Annotated in this window: 16 protein-coding genes and 1 pseudogene; 9 read left to right on the forward strand and 8 right to left on the reverse strand. The window is 63.0% G+C overall.

Annotated elements, in window-relative coordinates:
• The first annotated feature begins 6 nt into the window (after positions 1–6).
• Together ACIPO9_RS00830 and ACIPO9_RS00835 are read left to right on the forward strand one after the other, a co-directional pair.
• Complete coding sequence (locus tag ACIPO9_RS00830; RefSeq protein ID WP_274131904.1) at positions 7–543, forward strand: CsiV family protein; 537 nt, start codon at positions 7–9, stop codon at positions 541–543.
• Between the two features lie 13 nt (positions 544–556).
• Entirely contained in the window at positions 557–3262 is a 2706-nt protein-coding gene (locus ACIPO9_RS00835; RefSeq protein ID WP_400778242.1) for a DEAD/DEAH box helicase, read from the forward strand.
• Between the two features lie 308 nt (positions 3263–3570).
• Here the strand turns inward: ACIPO9_RS00835 and ACIPO9_RS00840 are convergent, their stop codons facing one another.
• From ACIPO9_RS00840 to ACIPO9_RS00850, 3 genes are all read right to left on the reverse strand, one after another.
• The gene (locus ACIPO9_RS00840; RefSeq protein WP_400778245.1) at positions 3571–5229 is read right to left on the reverse strand and encodes a VRR-NUC domain-containing protein; all 1659 of its coding nucleotides are present in this window, start codon (positions 5227–5229) and stop codon (positions 3571–3573) included.
• Positions 5230–5368: 139 nt separating this feature from the next.
• The gene (locus tag ACIPO9_RS00845; RefSeq protein ID WP_400778248.1) at positions 5369–5584 is read right to left on the reverse strand and encodes a hypothetical protein; all 216 of its coding nucleotides are present in this window, start codon (positions 5582–5584) and stop codon (positions 5369–5371) included.
• Between the two features lie 53 nt (positions 5585–5637).
• Positions 5638–6540, reverse strand: coding sequence for a LysR family transcriptional regulator (locus ACIPO9_RS00850; protein ID WP_274131899.1), 903 nt, complete (start codon positions 6538–6540; stop codon positions 5638–5640).
• A gap of 102 nt (positions 6541–6642) precedes the next feature.
• On the opposite strand from ACIPO9_RS00850, the gene ACIPO9_RS00855 reads away from it, so the two are divergent.
• Positions 6643–7740 carry an AbrB family transcriptional regulator gene (locus ACIPO9_RS00855; protein ID WP_400778251.1) on the forward strand — a complete coding sequence of 366 codons (1098 nt, stop codon included), beginning with the start codon at positions 6643–6645 and terminating at the stop codon, positions 7738–7740.
• Between the two features lie 110 nt (positions 7741–7850).
• Here the strand turns inward: ACIPO9_RS00855 and ACIPO9_RS00860 are convergent, their stop codons facing one another.
• The 3 genes and pseudogenes from ACIPO9_RS00860 to ACIPO9_RS00870 all read right to left on the reverse strand — a co-directional run.
• Complete coding sequence (locus tag ACIPO9_RS00860; RefSeq protein WP_400778253.1) at positions 7851–9095, reverse strand: AGE family epimerase/isomerase; 1245 nt, start codon at positions 9093–9095, stop codon at positions 7851–7853.
• A 218-nt stretch (positions 9096–9313) separates the two neighbouring features.
• Complete coding sequence (locus ACIPO9_RS00865; protein WP_400605140.1) at positions 9314–10177, reverse strand: methyl-accepting chemotaxis protein; 864 nt, start codon at positions 10175–10177, stop codon at positions 9314–9316.
• A pseudogene (locus ACIPO9_RS00870) lies at positions 10172–10939 on the reverse strand (MCP four helix bundle domain-containing protein); the annotation flags it as partial. The pseudogene ACIPO9_RS00870 and the gene ACIPO9_RS00865, both read right to left, overlap by 6 nt.
• Positions 10940–11136: 197 nt before the next feature.
• On the opposite strand from ACIPO9_RS00870, the gene ACIPO9_RS00875 reads away from it, so the two are divergent.
• Both ACIPO9_RS00875 and ACIPO9_RS00880 read left to right on the forward strand, forming a co-directional pair.
• Positions 11137–11625 (forward strand): GFA family protein, encoded by a 489-nt coding sequence (locus tag ACIPO9_RS00875; protein ID WP_274131896.1) that lies wholly within the window; start codon positions 11137–11139, stop codon positions 11623–11625.
• Between the two features lie 60 nt (positions 11626–11685).
• On the forward strand, positions 11686–13233 hold the full coding sequence (locus ACIPO9_RS00880) for an FAD-dependent oxidoreductase (RefSeq protein ID WP_400778256.1): 1548 nt from the start codon (positions 11686–11688) through the stop codon (positions 13231–13233).
• Here the strand turns inward: ACIPO9_RS00880 and ACIPO9_RS00885 are convergent.
• Positions 13230–14327, reverse strand: coding sequence for an MBL fold metallo-hydrolase (locus ACIPO9_RS00885; protein ID WP_400778258.1), 1098 nt, complete (start codon positions 14325–14327; stop codon positions 13230–13232). The genes ACIPO9_RS00880 and ACIPO9_RS00885 overlap by 4 nt on opposite strands.
• Before the next feature lie 220 nt (positions 14328–14547).
• Here ACIPO9_RS00885 and ACIPO9_RS00890 point away from each other — a divergent pair, with 220 nt between their 5' ends.
• Positions 14548–15177: a TetR/AcrR family transcriptional regulator gene (locus tag ACIPO9_RS00890; protein WP_400778261.1), complete on the forward strand. Its 630-nt coding sequence runs from the start codon at positions 14548–14550 to the stop codon at positions 15175–15177.
• Here the strand turns inward: ACIPO9_RS00890 and ACIPO9_RS00895 are convergent.
• Positions 15174–15854, reverse strand: coding sequence for a DJ-1/PfpI family protein (locus ACIPO9_RS00895; RefSeq protein ID WP_400778264.1), 681 nt, complete (start codon positions 15852–15854; stop codon positions 15174–15176). The genes ACIPO9_RS00890 and ACIPO9_RS00895 overlap by 4 nt on opposite strands.
• Positions 15855–15969: 115 nt before the next feature.
• On the opposite strand from ACIPO9_RS00895, the gene ACIPO9_RS00900 reads away from it, so the two are divergent.
• The 3 genes from ACIPO9_RS00900 to ACIPO9_RS00910 all read left to right on the forward strand — a co-directional run bounded on the left by ACIPO9_RS00900 (position 15970) and on the right by ACIPO9_RS00910 (position 19790).
• Positions 15970–16950 (forward strand): GlxA family transcriptional regulator, encoded by a 981-nt coding sequence (locus ACIPO9_RS00900; protein ID WP_400778266.1) that lies wholly within the window; start codon positions 15970–15972, stop codon positions 16948–16950.
• A 629-nt stretch (positions 16951–17579) separates the two neighbouring features.
• A complete protein-coding gene (locus tag ACIPO9_RS00905; protein WP_400778269.1) occupies positions 17580–18929 on the forward strand; it encodes a gluconate:H+ symporter in 1350 nt (449 codons plus the stop codon).
• Complete coding sequence (locus tag ACIPO9_RS00910; RefSeq protein WP_274131889.1) at positions 18930–19790, forward strand: MurR/RpiR family transcriptional regulator; 861 nt, start codon at positions 18930–18932, stop codon at positions 19788–19790.

Consider the following 19790-nt stretch of genomic DNA (forward strand, 5'->3'; position numbering starts at 1 on the left):
AAGTACATGCGTCTGCTTCACACGTTCACCCTGCTGCTGGTGCTGATCGCCCCTGCGGCATTCGCCGATGGCGCCTACCAGGTCGAACTGATCCTGTTCCGCCAGAGCGGCGAGCCTGCCGCGACCAATCAGGCGGCCCCCGAAGACTGGGCCGCCGGCGCGCAGAAGCTGGGAGCCGATAACCAGACCACCACCGCACTGGACGCGCTGGTCGACAAATTGAAAGCCAGCGAAGGCTACAAGGTGCTGCTGCACCGCGCCTGGCAACAACAACTGAGCGCCACCCCGAGCAAGGTGGCGATCAGCAGCGGCACCGAGCAGTTCGGCCACTTCCCCATCGAGGGTACGGTGAGCCTGGGCCTGGCGCGCTTTACGGATATCGACGCCAACTTCTGGGTCAATCAGCTGGACGATCATGGCGTGCTGGTGACCAGCGAACGCATGCGCCAGGCGACCCGGGTCAGGAACGGCGAATTGACCTACCTGGACAACGGGAGCCTGGCCATGCTGATCAAGGTTTCTCCCCTTCAAGCACCGCGTTGACGTAGGGCAAGACGTGTCATCCCTATTGGAAAAAGCCCTGGCCCTGCCATGGGAACCGCTATTCAAGGCTCAGAGCGTGGAACGCGGGCATGACTATGCCCGGCAGAAACGCGTGGCGCTGCAGCACCTGAGCGCCGACCTGGTCCGCACCGTGTGCCGTGGCTCGAGCCTTGAGATCTACACCCAGACCCTGCAATTCAAGGACCCCGAGCGCACGCGCAATTTCGTCATCGGCAAGTGCACCTGCCCTGTCAGGAATAACTGCAAGCACTGTGCGGCGGCGCTGTTCTTCCTGCAGGACCCGGAGAACAAATCCGGCATCCTCGCCGCCGTCGAGCGCGACAGCGCATCGCGTGCGCCCAAGGCCGAGGAAAAGCCCGCGCTGCCGGAACGCATCATCGACGACATCCAGCCCGTGCCACGGCTGATCCTCGCCAGTTTCGAGTTCAGCGCCTACGAGCCGCGCAACGGCAAGATGCAGCGGCATATCCAGCACCGCGCCGCCCTGGCTTTCCGCTACGAGGAGTTCTACACCTCGGGCGTGCCAGCCCCGGGCCGCTCCAGCGATATCGTGCGCCACCTGCCCGAGGAAACCCTGCGCCTGCGCCGCCATCTGGACCGCGAAAACCAGTACCGCAAGCAGTTGCAGGAGATCGGTTTTCGCATCGCCACGCGCCAGAGCAAGGCGTTGCCCGACAGCGCCGGGGAAATGTTCGAGCTGCCTACCGACAAGGCCTGGTTGAGTTTCATGCTCGATGAGCTGCCGACCTTGCGCGCCGATGGCTGGCACGTGGAGATGAACGAAGAGTTCGGCTTTGACGTGACGCCGGTCGACGACTGGTACGCGGTGGTCGATGAAGAACCCGAGCACGACTGGTTCGACCTGGAGCTGGGTATCATCGTCAACGGCGAGCGCCTGAGCCTGCTGCCGATCCTGATCAACCTGCTGCGCACGCATCCCGAATTGATGACCGCCAGCGGCATCGCCAAGCGTCGCGATGACGAACAACTGCTGGTGCAGTTGAATCACTTCACCCAGCGCGGTGGCGGCCCGATCCAAGTCGCCCTGCCCTATGGCCGGCTGAAAAACGTGCTGGCGACCCTTGGCGATTTCTACTGGCGCGAGGAAGGCAACGACGCCATCCGCCTGAACACCGCCGACGCCACGCGTCTCAAGCAACTCGACGACCTGCCGCTGGTGTGGCAAGGCGGCGACCGCCTGCGGCAGTTCTCCGAACGGCTGGTCAACATCAAGGACGCCAAGGTCCAGATTCCGCAAGGCCTCAACGCCACGCTGCGGCCCTACCAACTCGAAGGCCTGAGCTGGATGCAGGCCCTGCGCGAGCTGGAAGTCGGCGGCGTGCTGGCCGACGACATGGGCCTGGGCAAGACCCTGCAAACCCTCGCGCATCTGTTGGTGGAGAAACAGGCCGGGCGGCTGGACCGACCGGCGCTGGCAGTGATGCCCACCAGCCTGATCCCCAACTGGCTGGACGAGGCCAGGCACTTCACGCCGCAGCTCAAGGTGCTGGCGCTGTACGGCGCCAATCGGCATCAGGAATACGAGAGCCTGCAGGACTACGACCTGATTCTCACCACCTATGCCCTGCTGCCGCGTGATGTAGAGCTTCTGAGCAAGCAGCTGCTGCATGTGCTGGTGCTCGATGAAGCCCAGTACATCAAAAACCCCAACAGCAAGGCCGCCCAGGCCGCGCGCCAGCTCAACGCCCGGCAGCGCCTGTGCCTGTCAGGCACGCCGCTGGAGAATCACCTGGGCGAGCTGTGGTCGCTGTTTCATTTCCTGATGCCGGGTTGGCTGGGCGATGCCAAGCAGTTCAACAGCAACTACCGCACGCCCATCGAGAAGTCCGGCAACGAGGCGCGCCTTGAGCACCTGAACGCGCGAATCAAGCCGTTCCTGCTGCGCCGCACCAAGGAGCAGGTCGCGACCGAACTGCCGCCCAAGACCGAGATCGTGCATTGGGTCGAACTCAACGACGCCCAGCGCGACGTGTACGAAACCATGCGTCTGGCGATGGACAAGAAGGTCCGCGAAGAGATCATTCGCAAGGGCGTGGCGCGCAGCCAGATCATCATCCTGGAGGCGTTGCTCAAATTGCGTCAGGTCTGTTGCGATTTGCGTCTGGTCAACAGCGTGCCGGTGAACAGCCGCCATTCAAGCTCGGCCAAGCTGCAAAGCCTGATGGACATGCTCGAAGAGTTACTGGCGGAGAATCGCAAGATCCTGCTGTTTTCGCAGTTCACTTCGATGCTGGAATTGATCGAGGCCGAGCTGCAACAGCGTGGCGTCGAATACGCCCTGCTGACCGGCCGCACCAAGGACCGCCGCACCCCGGTGCAGGATTTCCAGAGCGGCAAGCGTTCGATTTTCCTCATCAGCCTCAAGGCCGGTGGGACCGGGCTGAACCTGACCGCTGCCGACACGGTGATTCACTACGACCCCTGGTGGAACCCGGCGGCGGAGAACCAGGCGACCGACCGGGCGTACCGCATCGGCCAGGAGAAACCGGTGTTCGTCTACAAGCTGATCGCCAAGGGCACGGTGGAAGAGAAGATCCAGCACCTGCAGAAGGAAAAATCGGCACTGGCCGCAGGCGTGCTCGACGGCCGGGTCAGCGGCGACTGGAAACTTCAGGACGAAGACATCGAAGCTTTGTTCGCACCACTGCCGTCGCCGCCGAAGAAGGTCAAACGGTAGGCGGATCCCGGCGGCACCCCTGAAAACGTCACGCCGGCAAGCCGGACTGCTACGGGGGTGTCGGTGTATCGACCATTCCCTTACAACACGAATCCGTAGGAGCGCGCTTGCCCGCGATGGCGGTGGATCAGTTGCACATTCAGGTGCAGCCAGACCGCAGTCGCGGGCAAGCGCGCTCCTACAGGGAGCAGCGGCGACCCCGCCGGCAAGCCGTGCTGCTACGGCCTTCGGCCAGAAGCGGAACCGGGGCACACCACGAAACCGTAGAAGCCGGGCTTGCCCGCGGGGGCGTCCTCATGGTCGCCGCATCACCCGGCCAGGGCGGATTCTTCGGCCCACTGCACATAACACACCACCACCGGCATCCCATGTTCGGCGCAGAAATCCAGCCAGCGCAACTGGTTGTCCTGCAAGCGGTCGCCGGGGCCCTTGACCTCGATCATGCGGTAGCTGCGTTGCTCGGGATAAAACTGGATCAGGTCGGGCATGCCTGTGCGGTTGGCTTTGATGTCCTGCAGCAAGCGGCGGAACCAGCGCTCCAAATGCTGCACAGGCAGGCAATGCAGCGCTGTTTCAAGCAGCTCTGGCGTCAGCGCGCCCCAGAACACGAACGGCGATTGCAAACCGAACTTGTCCACATAGTTCTGCCGGATAAGCGCCTGATAACGACCGTCCGCCAGCGCCGCCAGACACCCATCGAACGCCCCGGCGCGACGCTGATAGAAATCCGGGCTGTACAGATCACTCGGCGCACTGTGAAACGGGTGAAAAAACGCCCCCGGCAACGGCGCGAAAATCGCCGGCCAGCACAACAATCCGAACAACGAATTGATGAGCGCATTCTCCACGTAATGCACCTCGCTGCCCGCTTCAGCCAGATGCTGCCCAATCAACTGCTCGACACTGCAATCAGGCAACGGCACCACGCTCAAGTCCAGCCGGGTGACGACTCGCGCCGCCTTGCGCTTTGTGCTGCCCTGCCCCAGCTTGCGCTGCAGGCGTGGGGCGATGCGCATCAGGTGCTGGGTTTCTTCGTCGTTCTGCGGCGCCGCCTCGGCAATGTTCAGCAGCGCCATGGCTTCGACGAATTGCCCGGCGCGCTCAAGCACCCGGATCCTGCGCACCCGGGCCCCCGGATAACTGGACTGCACATAAACGCTCAGCGCCAGCGGCCAATCCTGCTCACGTTCAGCCTGATAGCCGATCTGGAACAACAGCTTGGCCCGACGCATGGCCAGCCACGGGTTGTCAGTTGAAATCGCCAGCGCCTGGTCAGCCAGAGCTTGCAGTTCACCCCCCTCGTCGAGCGCCTGACGACAGCTGTGAAGATGCAGGCAGGTGTCGATGTCCGCCCGCTGGCTGATGCCCCGGGACTCGACAGAAAACTCGACTTTTTCGTAACGATAGATCCCCAGATCCGACAGCACGAACTCCGACCATTCCTGATAGAGGTTGCCGAAGTACAACAGCCGCAGACGATCGCACAAGGGCATGACTTGCAGCGCGAAGATCGACTCGTCCAGGCCTGAAAACCACTGCGCCAAAGGTTGCGCACCTCTGTAATCGGGCAACAGGCGCTGCAGCAGGTCGGCCTTCTTTTCCGCGCCTTTGACGCGGTGCACCTTGAAGCACTGGGCCAGTTCGTCCTTGCGCAACAGGCCGAACAGCGCCGTGAGATCCAGAGGTGGCTGGCCATCGACCCAGCCGCATTCGATCAATGGCGCGACCGCGAGGCGCGCATCGCCAATCTCGGCGTAATCGAGCTTACTGGCGCGAAAGTGCGTCCCCTTGCGCATCACCATCCTCACCAGCAGCGCCTGGGCCGACTGCGGCAGGCGGGCGAAGGTTTTGATGAAACTGCGCTCCTCATCGATCAGCAGATCGCCGTAGCGCTGGCCGATCCAGCTCAATACCTGGCGGAAGTTTTCCAGGTAATAGAAAGGGTTGTCGAGGGGAGAAAGGCTCACAATGGGATCACGTGACGGCTGGCAGGAACTGGTAAGGATACTGTCTATCCGTACAGATTCCAGCGGCATTTGTGCCTGCCCCGATTAACGGCAGCCATCACAGGGGCCAGCTTGCCAGCCCCTGAAAGTGGACGGCGTATTAACCCAGCGTCGACGACCCGATATCCAGCTTGTCGGCGTCGGCGAACTCGTCCAGCCTCAGATCACCCAGATCCAGTTCCTCCAGGGATTCGGTGTCTTCGTCGGCGTCCGAATCATTGAGCGGGGACTGGTCGCCACCAAAATGGTGGTCTTCATCGTTCAGAAAATAGGGCACCAGAGTGTGCTTGCCGAAAGTGTGTGGCTGTACCTGCATCTTCGATTTCTCCTCTTGTCGATAGTCCAAGGTTAGTCCAGAACCTGCCCGGATCACACCCAGCTGAAAAAGGCGCCGCCGTTGTCGCGCAGCATCTGGGCCATGGCATGGGCCGCTGGCGACAGGTAGCCCTCGCGGCGCAGGATCACGCAAATGGTCCGCGCCATGGTGGTAGCTTGCAGCGGCACTTCCCGCAGATATTGCATGTTCTTGCCATATTCCAGGGTTTCCCTGGCGATGAAACTCAGCAGGTTGGTCTGGGCGATGAGCCTGGGCAACAGCGAAATGGAGTTGGCCTCGATCTGCACCACCGGCAGCGGCAGGTTGTGGCGGGCGAAGGCTTCATCGACCCAGATTCGCGACGATACCCCCGGTGGCGGCAGCACCCAGCGATAACCGCACAGATCGCTCATCTGATACGGCGTGTTGAAGATCGGATGATTGCGGCTGGCGATCACCACCGCTTCATCGGTGAGGATCGGGTGCGCGGCGAACTCGTCTTCGACGCTGCGCTGGGCGCAGATGATCATGTCCAGATGCCCTGACCGCAGCTGCTCGCGCAGCATGTCATCCTGGCCGATCACCAGTTTGAGGGTGATGTCCGGGGCGCGCTTGAGCAACGCGTCGGTCAGCTCCGGCAGCAGGTATTCGGCCATGGTCGAGGCACAACCCAGGCGAATCTCACCCACCGCGCCGCTGGCGAAATCACGCACTTCGCGCTGGGTCTGGGCGATGCTCTGCTGCAACATCTTGCCCCGCGCCTGCAACAGCTCCCCCACCGGCGTCAGCTTGATGCGCCGCCCGTCGCGCTGGAACAGCTTGGTGCCAAAGGACTCTTCAAGGCGCTGGATGCTCTTGGTCAGCGCCGGCTGGCTGCGATTGAGTTTTTCCGCAGCACGGCCCAGGTGGCCAAGCTCGGCGATGGTTTCGAAATAGGTCAGGTCCCGCAGGTCCATATATAAACCAGAGTTATCAATTCATGATTATTAGAAAATAGACTTGATCGATTGAACTGTCGATACTTCTGAGCATTGGACGAACTCCATCAGGAAAAGCCCATGCACTGGAGATCCTCGTTGTCGCGCCCCGCCTCGTTTTCCCTCGAAAGTCTGCACCCATTGCTGCAATGGTCCTTGCTCATCCTCCTGGCCGGTAGTGCCGGTCAAGCCTTCAAGTATTTCAACGTGCCGGCGGCGCTGTTCCTCGGCCCGATGCTGGTCGCCATCGGCTTCGGTGTGTCGGGCGCGACGATTCGCCTGAACAAGCAGGTGTTTCGCCTGGGTCAGGGCACGGTCGGTGTGCTGGTGGCCCATTCGATGACCATGGGCGTGCTGCTCACGGCCATGCAATCCTGGCACGTGATGGTGTTCGCCACGGTTCTGACCATCGCCTTGAGCGCGGTGGTGGGCGTGGCTCTGGCCCGCTGGGGCGGGATTCAGGGCAGCACTGCCGCCTGGGGCACCTCGCCGGGTGCAGCGTCGGCGATGGTGGCTATGTCCGAGGATTACGGCGCGGATTCGCGGGTGGTCGCGACCATGCAGTACGTGCGGGTGGTGTGCGTGGTGATGATCGGCGCGCTGGTCAGCCGGGTGATCGGGGTCGAGGGCGGTGGCACTGCGGCCCACAGCACCGATGCGCTGATGCAGGGTGTCAATCTGCTGAACCTGGGGCTGAGCCTGCTGGTGATCGTGGTCGGCGTGACCCTCGGAGGTCGTCTTCCCGCAGGTGCCTTGCTGGTGCCGCTGTTGGTGGGCGGCGCGCTGCAATTGAGCGGGCTGCTGCAGATCACCATGCCGACGTGGCTGCTGGCGATCGCCTACGGTGCGATCGGCAGTTACATCGGGTTGCGCTTCGACCGGGCGACCATCAGGTACGTGTGGCGGCGGCTTCCGGCAATGATCATGGGGTCGTTGTTGCTGATCCTGCTGTGCGCGATTTCCGCCTGGATCATCGCCGAGATGATGGGCAAGGATTTTCTCTCGGTGTACCTGGCCACCAGCCCCGGCGGCCTGGACGCCATGGCGATCATCGCCATCGACACCCATTCCGACGTCGGCTTCGTGCTGGCCATGCAGACCCTGCGCCTGTTCGGCGTGATCGTCACCGGCGCCTACATCGCCCGCCAGGTGATTCGCGTGACACAGCGTTTGGCTTGAAACCGCTCCCGCGGGCAAGCCCGGCTGCTACGGCCTGCGGCCAGAAGCGGATCGCGCAGCCAACACCATCCCCGTAGCAGCACGGCTTGCCGGCGGGGGCGGTCTTGAGGTCAGGCGTAGTGCGCAAGCCCTGTCGCCAGGCTCTCGGCCAGTGGCAAGACCGGCAACAACGTCGCCTGGTACGCATGGTACAGGTCGGGCTTGCCCGGCCAGATGTCGGCGCTGGGCTGGTTCTGCGGGTTCAGCTCGTGGCGCCAGCTGCCGTGTTCACGGTCGATGAACAACGTCTCGTTGAATTCCCAGAACGTGCGATACCATGTCTCGTATTGCTGCTCGCCTGTGCGTTGCAGCAGCGCCGCCGAGGCCGCCGCCGCTTCGGCGTGGGTCCAGTGCAAACGATGGCGAACCACCGGGCGGTTTTCCCAGTCCAGGGTGTAGACGATCCCCGGTGCGCCATCGACGTCCCAGCCATAGCGGCAGGCGTTTTCAAACAGCCCGCGGGCATCTTCGAGCAGCCACGATGGCGTGGGCATCTGCGCTTTCTGTCGCGCGGCCTCAAGGTGCAACACCAGCCGCGCCCATTCGAAGGCGTGACCGGGGGTAGTGCCGTAGGGGCGGAATTCATCCCCCGGACGGTCGGCGTTGTAATCGAGCACCGGCTGCCAGTCGGCAGTGAAATGCTCGATCACCTGATGATCGTTACTCGCGGCATGTTGATGAATGACCCGCTCGACGATGCGCAGCGCACGGTCCAGCCAGCGCCCGTCGCCCGTCACATCGGCCAGGGCGAGGAAGGTTTCGGTACTGTGCATGTTGCTGTTGGCACCGCGATAACTTTCTTCCTCGCTCCAGTCGCGGGCGAAAGATTCACGCACCGTGCCCTCTTCTTCGCTCCAGAAATGCTGGGTAATGATCTGGATCGCCTGTTCCAGCAGCGCCTGGGCGCCGGGGCGTCGCGCAACCACGGCGGAACTGGCCGCCAGGGCGACGAACGCATGCAAGTAGGCGGCTTTGCCGGTATTGCTGGTGTGCGCCTGGGGCCGGTCGAACCAGCCGCCGTGCTCGGCATCACGCAGCGGCCCGGCCAGCGCGGCGATGCCGTGATCGACCAGTTCGGCGAAGCCGGGAATGCCACTGATGTGGGCCATGGCAAAGCTGTGGGTCATGCGGGCGGTGATCAGGGTTTCGGCGACTGCGTCGGCAGGCAACCGGCCGAAATCATCCAGCGCACCGAAGCCTTCGGGCAAACGCGAGGCCTTGGCAAACCCCAGCAACCGCAGGCCTTCCTGAGCCAGCCAGCCCTTGTGCAGCGGGGAGCGTAGCCAGCTGCCTGCACCACCATTCACATCATCCATTGCCTTTCTCCAGCCGTGTCGGCGGGTTCGGCCCGCCAGGAATTATTGGTCGGGGGCATGATGCAAGGCGAAGACAGGCGCAGGCAAGTGAATGAGATGAAACGTTTATGCAGGCCCGTGTAGCAGCGCGCTTGCCCGCGACGGCGGTGTGCCTGTGACAACGATGTGGCTAACACACCGCCGTCGCGGGCAAGCGCGCTCCTACAATGGGAGAGCCGTTAAACGCGGAAGCGCGTCACCACCTGATTCAACTCCCCCGCCAGACGCGACAGCTCATTGCTCGACGCACTGATCTGGTTGGCCCCGGACGAAGACTGCAGCGACAGATCGCGAATATTGACGATGTTGCGATCCACCTCCCGAGCCACCTGCGCCTGTTCCTCGGCTGCGCTGGCGATCACCAGGTTGCGTTCGGAAATCTGGTTGATCGACGAGGTGATCCGGTTCAGTGATTCGCCAGCGCCCTGCGCCAGTTCCAGGGTCGTGGACGCCTGATTGCGGCTGACCAGCATCGACTCCAGCGCCTCGCTGGAACCGCTGCGCATGGTCGACACCATCTTGTCGATCTCCAGCGTCGATTGCTGGGTGCGATGGGCCAGGGCGCGGACCTCATCGGCGACCACCGCAAAGCCACGGCCCGACTCACCAGCCCGCGCCGCCTCGATGGCCGCGTTGAGCGCCAGCAGGTTGGTCTGCTCGGCGATGGAGCGAATCACGTCCAGCACCTTGCCGATGTCCTGGGACTGATCGGCCAGGTTCTGCACCAGCACCGAGGTCTGCTGCACGTTGCTGGACAGGTTCTGGATCGAGGTCACGGTTTCGATCACCCGCGCCTGGCCATCCTGCGCGGCGTCGTTGGACTCGCTGGACGCCTGGGAGGTGGACACCGCGTTGCGCGCCACCTCCTCCACTGCCGAAGTCATCTCGTTGACGGCGGTGGCGGCCTGCTCGATTTCAGCATTTTGCTGATGCAGGCCGCGATGGCTGTCTTCGGTCACCGAATTCAGCTCGGTGGCTGCCGACGCCAACTGGCTCGCCGAACTGCCGATCAGGCTCAGGGTGCTGCGCAGGTTGTTCTGCATTTGTTGCAGGGCGCGCAGCAGGCGGGTGACTTCGTCCTTGCCTTCGACGCGAATGTCATGGGTCAGATCGCCCTTGGCCACGAACTCGGCGGCGGTCACCGCATCTTCCAGCGGCAGGATGATGCTGCGGGTCAGCCACAGCGCCAGGACCACGGTGGACAGCGCCGCGATCAACACGAACACCAGCACCACCGTGCGCGACTGGCTGTATTGGGCCTGGGCCGCCGTGCCTTCGAGTTCGATCCTGTGGGTGTAGAAGTCCGCCAGATCACCCAGTTGCGAGCCGGAGTTGTCCACGGCGGTTTTCATGTCCACCAGCAGCAAGGTATTGAGCGCCTTCAGATCGCCACTCTGGGCCAGCACGAAGGATTGGCTCAGGCCGCGCTGGTAATCGCCCAGGGTGTTGCGAAACTTGTCGTACAACACCTTTTCTTCGGGGGTGTCGATGTAAGTGTCGAGGCTGGTCAGCTTCTCGTTCAGCACCTTGGAGCGGGCGTCCATCTGGCCCCTGTACACGCTGACGTTGTTGGGGTCGGTGTCCAGCGCCATGCGCAGGGAGATGGTGCGAATGCGCAGCATGGCTTCGCGGATGTCATTGACCAGGCGCATGCTCGGCACCCAGTTGCTCTCTACCGCCACCTCACTCTGGCGAATCGTGGACATCTGGCTCAGGGCGAACCAGCCCAGCACGGCGACAAGCAGGGAAATCAGGGTAAATCCAAGGCCCGCGCGGCGGGCGATGGTCAGGTTGCGTAGGTTCATGACCGTAGGCTCGTTGTTTTTAGAGGGTAGTGGTGACAGATGTCATCGTACAACCCACACCTATCGACGCGGCCAGCCGCTTCTTTAGGGCTGCTCGAATGAATAAAGCGAACACCCGTTCGAGAAAAAACTTCGAACCTGAAGGAGGGCTGAGGTCTAGACCTAAGAGTCTGTCATTCCCGATTGGAGAAAACGCCATGCACCTGGAAGGTTCCTGCCATTGCGGCGCGGTGGAATTCAGCCTGACCAGCGCCCACCCCTACCCTTATCAACGTTGCTATTGCTCGATCTGCCGCAAGACCCAGGGCGGTGGCGGCTACTCGATCAATCTGGGCGGCGACGCCAAGAGCCTGAAGGTCAAGGGCAAGAGCAGCATCGCGATCTACCACGCCAAGATGCGCGACGACGAGCAGCACCACGTCGGCACCAGCAGCGCCGAGCGACATTTCTGCAAGCACTGCGGCAGCGGCCTGTGGCTGTTCAGCCCCGAGTGGCCGGAGCTGATTCACCCCTTCGCCAGCGCCATCGACACGCCATTGCCCACCCCGCCCGAGCACACGCACCTGCTGCTGGACTCCAAGGCCTCGTGGGTCGAGGTACAGGCCGGGCCCAAGGATCAGCAATTCGAGCAGTATCCAGAGGAATCGATTGCCGAGTGGCATGAACGATTGGGATTGGTGCGCTGAGATTTACTGAACCTCTGCCAGACCCACCGACTCCCAAAAGAAAGCCTGGGAGAATGTGAAATGGCTATGCATCGAGTCGCCAGCCTGGCCGATCTTCGTCAAGATCGCGGCATTCAGGTTGCAGTTGGCGCCATCAAGGTCGTGCTGGTTCGCCATGCCGACGAGGTGCGCGCCTACCAGGCCGAGTGTCCTCATGCCGGCGCGCCGCTGGCCGATGGCGCGGTGTGCAACGGGCATCTGATCTGTCCATGGCACAAGGCCGAATTCGCCATCGAGGATGGCAGCCTGTGCGAGCCGCCGGCGCTGGATGCGCTGGTGCGCTACCCGGTGCAGATCATCGAAGACCAGATCCACGTCGAGGAGCACCCTGCGCACTCGACGTACCGCCAATTGCCGTTCGACAACCGCTGCTTCGTGGTCATCGGCGCCGGTGCTGCGGGCACGGCTGCTGTGTGTGCCCTGCGCGACAACGGCTTCAACGGCCAGCTTTTGTTGATCGACCGCGAACGCCACCCCGCCTACGACCGCACCGCGCTGAGCAAATTCGTGCTCTCGGCCGAGATGCAGCCCGAGGAGACCCCACCGCTGCGCAAGGAAATCTATTACCAGGACAACCGTATCGAACGCATCCATGGCGAAGTCATGAAGCTGGACGTGGTCAACAAGCGGCTGATCCTGGCCGATGGCCGTCGTTTCGACTACGACGCCGCGCTGATTACCAGCGGTGGCGAACCGCGCACGCTGCCGCTGATTGGCGCCGACCTGCCGCAGGTGTTGACCCTGCGCAGCCGCGGCGACGCGAAGAAGATCCTGACCGCCGCTCCCTCGGGCAGCCACGCGCTGATCGTCGGCGACAGCTTCATTGGCCTGGAAGCGGCCTCGGCCCTGCGCAAGCACAAGGTTGAAGTGACGGTGATCGCTCGCCATGAAATCCCGTTCGCCGCCCAGCTCGGCGAACGGATCGGCAAGGCCATTCGTACGCTGCACGAAGCCAACGGGGTGCTGTTCCGCACCCACGTGGAAGTCACACGCTTCGAGGGCAATATTCACAAGGGCAGCCGGCGCCTGGAGAGAGCGGTGCTGAACAATGGCGAGAAGTTGCCGGCGGACCTGGCCTTGATCGGCATCGGGGTCGGGCCCGCCACGCAGTTCATCGATGGTCTGCAGCTGGAAGAAGACGGCTCGCTGGCCGTCAACAGCGGCATGCTGGCAGGCAAGGACGTGTGGGCGGCGGGTGATATCGCGACCTTCCCCATGAACGGCGCTACGCAACGCATCGAACACTGGCGCCTGGCCCAGCAACAGGCACGTATCGCCGCCAGCAACATGCTCGGCGGCAATCAGCATTACACCGACGTGCCGTACTTCTGGACCTTCCACTTCGGCAAGCGCCTGGACTACCTCGGCCACGCAGACGACTGGGACGATGAGGTCTATCTGGGCGAACCGGAATCCTTCGACTTCCTGGCCCTGCTGTGCAAACAGGGCAAGGTGGCCGCGGTGATCGGCTGCGAACGCGAACGTGAAGTCGCGTTACTTGCAGAGCGTATGAAGCAACCGCTGTTCAAGGAGGAAGCCCTGATGCTGATCCGGCAAATGCGGGCCTAGCCGCGGCTTGCCACCTGCTGGCGATTGCAGCGCCGTCCACAGCGACGCGGCGCCGGGGCTTCGACCGCTTTCTCGACCTTCATCCACCAGGCCTCGCCACGGCTTGGGTAGTCGATGTAGAACGGCTGGCCCATTTCCGGAGTGGTGATGGAAATGCTGCGGTCCCAGGCCAGTGCCAGGATCCGGTCGAAAGGTTCGTGCCAGGCATGCATGGCCAGATCGAAGGTGCCGTTGTGAATCGGCAGCAGCCATTTGCCCCGCACATCGATATGCGCCTGCAGCGTTTCTTCAGGCTGCATGTGCACATCGGGCCAGTCGACGTTGTAGGCGCCGGTTTCCATCAGCGTCAGGTCGAACGGGCCGTATTGCTCGCCGATCAGCTTGAAGCCTGCGTGGTAACCGGTGTCGCCACTGAAGAAGATCCGCTGCTCGCCATCGATCATCACCCAGGAAGCCCACAGCGTCTGGTTGCCGTCACGCAGCGTACGGCCGGAGAAGTGCTGGGCCGGGGTGGCGACGAAGCGGATGCCGTGGATTTCCGCGGATTGCCACCAGTCCAGTTGCTGCACCTTCTCGGCCGGCACGCCCCACTCGATCAGGGTGTCACCCACCCCCAGCGGCGCGATGAAATGCTCGGCCTTGTCCTTGAGCACGCCGATGGTCATGTGGTCCAGATGGTCGTAATGGTTGTGCGACAGGATCACCGCTTTCAGTGGCGGCAGCTCATGCAGACTGATCGGCGGCTGGTGAAAGCGCTGCGGCCCTGCCCACTGGATCGGCGAGGCACGCTCGGCGAACACCGGGTCAGTGAGGAAATACTGGTCGCGCAGTTTGAGCAGCACAGTCGAATGGCCCAGGCGATACACGGTGTTGTTCGGCGCGGCCAGCAATTGCTGGCGAGACAGCGGCTGAACCGGAATCTCCCCCACCGGACGGGTGTGACGGGGTTTGTTGACCATCGCGTTCCAGAAGATGCGCATGGTTTTCAGGAAGCCTGCGCGCTGCATCGGCTTGTGATTGAAATAGCGGCCATCCCGGCGGGACAGGACCGGCAACGAGGGAGCTTGTTCGAGGTTCTTTTCGATCGAGGCCATGATGTGCTGACTCCATGAAACGGGTGGAGATTTCTGCGACGGCGGACGCATCGCAGAATGTTGCATTCTTCGGGAAGAAGTAAGCGAGAAGTTGTTACAGCGCTTTACACTACACAGTGTAGTTTCAAGCTTGCACGATCCTCAAAGAGAAGTAAACTACTCGGTGTAATTTTCTTGTCGGGCCAGGTTCCGACCTGTGCCATTTTCTAGAAGCGATGCCATGACTGCCCCCCAGCGACTGACCGACCGAAAACGTGAATCCATTGTGCAGGCAGCCATTGCCGAGTTTCGCGACAACGGTTTCGAGGTCACCAGCATGGACCGCATCGCAGCGCGGGCCGAAGTTTCCAAGCGCACGGTGTACAACCACTTTCCGAGCAAGGAAGAGCTGTTCGCCGAGATGCTTCAGCGCCTGTGGGCCAAGGCCACGGCCCAGTCCGAGGATATCTACCGCCCCGGGGTGCCCTTGCGTGAACAATTGCGCGACCTGCTCAACACCAAGATGAAGACTTTGGGTGACAGTAATTTTATCGACCTGGCGCGGGTGGCCATCGGCGCGACGATTCACTCCCCCGAACGCGCCCAGGCCTGGGTCAGCCGCCTGAACCAGCGCGAAGAAACCTTCACCATCTGGGTGCGCGGCGCCCAGCAGGACGGACGCCTGAAAGACGTCGAGCCGGGCTTTGCCGCCTCGCAGATCCACGCCTTGCTCAAGGCGTTCGCGTTCTGGCCGCAGGTGCCCCTCAACGAGCCCCTGCTGAGCGCGGAAAAACAGCAATCGGTGGTGGAGTCGGCGCTGGACCTGTTCCTGTGCTGGTACGAAATCCCCGCCAACCCCAAGCCCGTTTAACGACTGGCCGCCACCACCCGCTCGACGATCTGCCGCCGTTCCTCAAGCCCTGCCGCTGCACGCTCGCTGGCAATCGCCAGCACATCGGCAGGCGCGGATTCCGGGCGACCGGCATCGAACGGGGGCGCCGGGGCGTATTCCAGCTGCAACTGAATGGTCTGGGATTTCTGCGCATCGAAGATCTCGCCGATCAGCGTCAGGGCGAAATCGATGCCCGCGGTGACACCGCCACCGGTCATCAGGTTGCCGTCACGCACCACCCGCTCCTTGACCGGAATTGCCCCGAATTTTTCCAGCAACCCATGGGACACCCAGTGTGTGGTTGCGCGCTTGCCCTTGAGCAGGCCCGCCGCGCCGAGCACCAGCGCCCCGGTGCACACCGAAGTGACGTACTGCGCATTGGCCGCCTGGCGCTGGATGAAGGCCAGGGTCTGGGCGTCTTCAAGCAACGCGTTGATGCCGATCCCGCCGGGCACGCAAATCACGTCCAGATCCGGGCAGTCGTCAAAGGTGGCGGTCGGCACCAATGCAAGGCCGGTACTCGATTGCAGGGGTTCGAGGTCTTTCCACAACAGGTGCACGGTGACACCCGGCATGGTCGCGAAAACGTCGTAGGGGCCGGTCAGGTCCAGTTGTTGAACCTTGGGGAATACCAGCAGGCCGATGTGCAGGGTCATGGAAATCGCTCCTTGTTCGCATTGCGTGGGTTGGACGAATTCACTGTAGCCAGATAGGCTCTGGCGGATACGCCATATCACCCACACTTTCCGCCAATTCCTGTGAGGCGCCGCCATGTCCACCAACGCCCGGCCTATCCATATTCTGGCGTTCCCCAACGTGCAACTGCTCGACGTTACAGGCCCCCTGCAGGTGTTCGCCTCGGCCAACGTGCATGCAACTGAACAGGGCTTGCCGGCGCCCTACTCGCCCAGCGTTATTGCGCGGGAGAATGGCAGGGTGGAATCCTCGGCCGGGCTGGGTTTGCACAGTCATCCATTGCCCGAAGGTGCGTCCGATACCTTGATCGTCGCAGGCGGCTGGGGTGTTCACGTCGCCTTGCAGGATCAGGATTTGTTGCACTGGGTTCGGCATCAGGCGTCGAGCGCCCGGCGCCTGGCGTCGGTCTGTACCGGCGCGTTTCTGCTGGCCGAGGCCGGGTTGCTGGACGGCCACCGGGTAGTCACCCACTGGGACAGTTGCGAAGACCTGGCGCGCAGCTATCCCGCGCTGACGGTCGACCCTGAGCCGATTTTCATCAATGAAGGCAAACTGTGGACCTCGGCTGGCGTCACGGCGGGGATCGATCTTGCGCTGGCCTTGGTCGAAGCCGACCTTGGGCGCAACGCCGCGCTGGCAGTGGCGCGGCAACTGGTGGTGTTTTTGAAACGCCCTGGCGGGCAGTCGCAGTTCAGCACCGCGCTGTCGATGCAACACGCCACCCGCAGCCAGGACAGCCGCTTCGGCGACCTGCACGCCTGGATCCTCGATAACCTGGCCGCCGACCTGTCGGTCGCAAGCCTGGCGGCGCAAGTGGGCATGAGCGAACGCAGCTTCGTGCGCCACTACCGCGCCCACACCGGCAACACCCCGGCCCGGGCCATCGAGCAGCTGCGGGTCGAGGCAGCGCGGCGCTTGCTCGGCGACAGCGCCCTGCCCATAAAACGCATCGCCGACCGCTGCGGCTTCGGCACCGAAGAGACCCTGCGCCGCAGCTTCCTGCGAGCGGTGGCCGTAACGCCACAGGCGTACCGGGAGCGGTTCAGCGGACGCTGACGCCGGCAAGCCGGACTGCTACGGGTGTGGTCACCGCCCGCCGTAGGAGCGCGCTTGCCCGCGATGGCGGTGTGTCAGTCGCCACAAATGTCTTCAGGGCCGCCGCGATCGCGAGCAAGCTCACTCCTACAGGTCTTGCGCCAGCCTTGTAGGAGCGGCGCGCTTGCTCGCGATGGCGTCCTCAAGATCGCCGACGCCGGCAAGCCGGACTGCTACGGGTGTGTTCACCTCAACCCTGTAGGAGTGAGCTTGCTCGCGATGCCGTTCTTGAGAGCGCTCCCGCCGGCAAGCCATGCTGCTTCGGGTGTGGCTGACCTCAGCCCTGTAGGAGCGCGCTTGCCCGCGATGGCGCCCTCAAGATCGCCGACGCCGGCAAGCCGGACCCGCCTGAGAGAAAGTTATTTTCATATATTTCTATTTTTATCGATTTTCGTGTAATTTAATTTTCATCACGAAATCAGAGATAAAAACAATGCCTGCCTGTGATCGTCGCCTATCGACCCTCGTTTCACCCTGCAACACCTTTGCAACACCCACTGCCGAGACCGTTTTCATCGCTGGTTTGCGCCCGGACTGACACTGCCCGCCGCCCGCCAGCTGACCTCAACTTCTCTGCAAGGAACCGTTGCATGCCTCCGTCTACCGGCCTGTCCCTGTTGGTTTATGCCGCCATCGCGATCATTGCCCTGATCGTCCTGATCGCGCGTTTTCGTCTCAATCCGTTTGTCGTCATCACCCTGGTGTCCGTCGGCCTGGCGCTGGTGGCCGGGATGCCTGCCACCTCAGTGGTTGCCTCCTATGAAGGCGGTGTCGGCAAGACCTTGGGCCACATCGCGCTGGTGGTGGCGCTGGGGACCATGCTCGGCAAGATGATGGCCGAGTCCGGCGGTGCCGAGCAGGTGGCGCGCACGCTGATCGACCGTTTTGGCGAGCGCAACGCCCACTGGGCCATGGTCTGCATCGCGTTTCTGGTGGGCCTGCCGCTGTTCTTCGAGGTCGGCTTCGTGCTGCTGGTGCCGATTGCCTTCACCGTCGCCCGCCGCGTCGGGGTTTCGATCCTGATGGTCGGCTTGCCAATGGTCGCCGGCCTGTCGGTGGTGCACGCCCTGGTTCCGCCGCACCCTGCGGCCATGCTGGCGGTGCAGGCCTATCAGGCATCCGTCGGCCAAACGCTGTTCTATGCGATTCTGATCGGCATCCCCACCGCGATCATCGCAGGCCCGCTGTACGCCAGACTCATCGTGCCGCACATCCACCTGCCCGATGAAAACCCGCTGGCCAAGCAGTTTCTGGACCGCGAACCACGCAAGCAACTGCCCGGTTTTGCCATCACCATGGCGACCATTCTGCTGCCGGTGTTCCTGATGCTGCTGGGAGGTTGGGCCAACCTGATTTCCACGCCGGGCAGCGGTTTCAACAGCTTCTTGCTGTTCATCGGCAACTCGGTGATCGCCCTGCTGCTGGCGACATTGCTGAGTTTCTGGACACTGGGCATCGCGCAGGGCTTCAATCGTGATTCAATTCTCAAATTCACCCAGGAATGCCTGGCCCCAACCGCCAGCATTACCCTGCTGGTCGGCGCCGGTGGCGGGCTGAACCGGATCCTGGTGGACAGCGGCGTGACCAACGAGATCGTCGGCCTGGCCCAGGACTTCCACCTCTCGCCGCTGCTGATGGGCTGGCTGTTCGCCGCCTTGATGCGCGTGGCGACAGGCTCGGCGACGGTTGCCATGACCACTGCCTCGGGCATCGTCGCGCCGGTGGCCATGGGCCTGGGCTATCCGCATCCGGAGCTGCTGGTGTTGGCGACCGGCGCCGGATCGGTGATCTTTTCCCACGTCAACGACGGCGGATTCTGGCTTATCAAGGAGTACTTCAACATGACAGTGGCGCAAACCTTCAAGACCTGGACGGTCCTGGAAACGCTGATCTCGGTGATCGCGTTCGTCCTGACACTCGGTCTGGCACAGGTGCTCTGAGTGGACATTCTTTACCAGATCCGCGCCCGCCAGGATTCCTTCAGCGCCGGCGAAGGCCGGATCGCCCGGCTGATCCTGAGCGACGTCGCCTTCGCCGCCAGCGCCAGTCTCGACGAGCTGGCCAGCCGCGCCGAAGTCAGCAGCGCCACGCTGTCGCGCTTTGCCCGCAGCATCGGCTGCAAGGATCTGCGCGACCTGCGCCTGCAACTGGCTCAGGCCAGTGGTGTTGGCAGCCGCTTTCTGAACCCGGAACAGGCGCCGGAGCAATCGGCGTTCTTCACCCAGATCGTCGGCGATATCGAATCGACCCTGCGCCAACACCTGGCAGGCTTCGACGACGCGCGATTCAAGGCGGCGGTGGCCCTGCTTGCCCCGGCGCGCATGCTCCACAGCTTCGGCATGGGCGGCTGCTCCAGCCTGTGCAGCGAAGAATTGCAGACCCGCCTGGTGCGCCTGGGCTATCCCATTTCCGCCAGCCGGGACCCGGTGATGATGCGCCTGATCGCCGCGACCCTGGGGCCCGATCACAGCCTGATCGTCTGCTCCCTGAGCGGCCGCACGCCGGAGCTGCTGGAGGTGGTGAGTCTGGCCCGCAGCTACGGCGCGAAAACCCTGGCCATCACCCTGCCCGACTCGCCGCTGGCGCAGCTTGCCGACGTGGTGCTGCCGCTGCAGATCGCCGAAACCAACTTCATCTACAAACCCACGGCGGCGCGCTACGGCATGTTGCTGACCATCGACGTGCTGGCCACCGAGCTCGCCCTGCTGGCCCCGGACGACAATCAGGAACGCCTGCGCCGGATCAAACTGGCCCTGGATGACTATCGCGGCGGTGACGACGGCCTGCCGCTTGGAGACTGA

Source organism: Pseudomonas sp. NPDC090203, assembly GCF_044746765.1.
Taxonomy (GTDB): domain Bacteria; phylum Pseudomonadota; class Gammaproteobacteria; order Pseudomonadales; family Pseudomonadaceae; genus Aquipseudomonas; species Aquipseudomonas putida_AD.

Coding starts and splice junctions, on each gene's coding strand:
- ACIPO9_RS00855 (WP_400778251.1), top strand. CDS start 6,643: ATGCACTGGAGATCCTCGTTGTCGCGCCCCGCCTCGTTTTCCCTCGAA.
- ACIPO9_RS00900 (WP_400778266.1), top strand. CDS start 15,970: ATGTCCACCAACGCCCGGCCTATCCATATTCTGGCGTTCCCCAACGTG.
- ACIPO9_RS00905 (WP_400778269.1), top strand. CDS start 17,580: ATGCCTCCGTCTACCGGCCTGTCCCTGTTGGTTTATGCCGCCATCGCG.
- ACIPO9_RS00880 (WP_400778256.1), top strand. CDS start 11,686: ATGGCTATGCATCGAGTCGCCAGCCTGGCCGATCTTCGTCAAGATCGC.
- ACIPO9_RS00885 (WP_400778258.1), bottom strand. CDS start 14,327: ATGGCCTCGATCGAAAAGAACCTCGAACAAGCTCCCTCGTTGCCGGTC.
- ACIPO9_RS00850 (WP_274131899.1), bottom strand. CDS start 6,540: ATGGACCTGCGGGACCTGACCTATTTCGAAACCATCGCCGAGCTTGGC.
- ACIPO9_RS00865 (WP_400605140.1), bottom strand. CDS start 10,177: ATGCAGAACAACCTGCGCAGCACCCTGAGCCTGATCGGCAGTTCGGCG.
- ACIPO9_RS00875 (WP_274131896.1), top strand. CDS start 11,137: ATGCACCTGGAAGGTTCCTGCCATTGCGGCGCGGTGGAATTCAGCCTG.
- ACIPO9_RS00890 (WP_400778261.1), top strand. CDS start 14,548: ATGACTGCCCCCCAGCGACTGACCGACCGAAAACGTGAATCCATTGTG.
- ACIPO9_RS00860 (WP_400778253.1), bottom strand. CDS start 9,095: ATGGATGATGTGAATGGTGGTGCAGGCAGCTGGCTACGCTCCCCGCTG.
- ACIPO9_RS00845 (WP_400778248.1), bottom strand. CDS start 5,584: ATGCAGGTACAGCCACACACTTTCGGCAAGCACACTCTGGTGCCCTAT.
- ACIPO9_RS00830 (WP_274131904.1), top strand. CDS start 7: ATGCGTCTGCTTCACACGTTCACCCTGCTGCTGGTGCTGATCGCCCCT.
- ACIPO9_RS00895 (WP_400778264.1), bottom strand. CDS start 15,854: ATGACCCTGCACATCGGCCTGCTGGTATTCCCCAAGGTTCAACAACTG.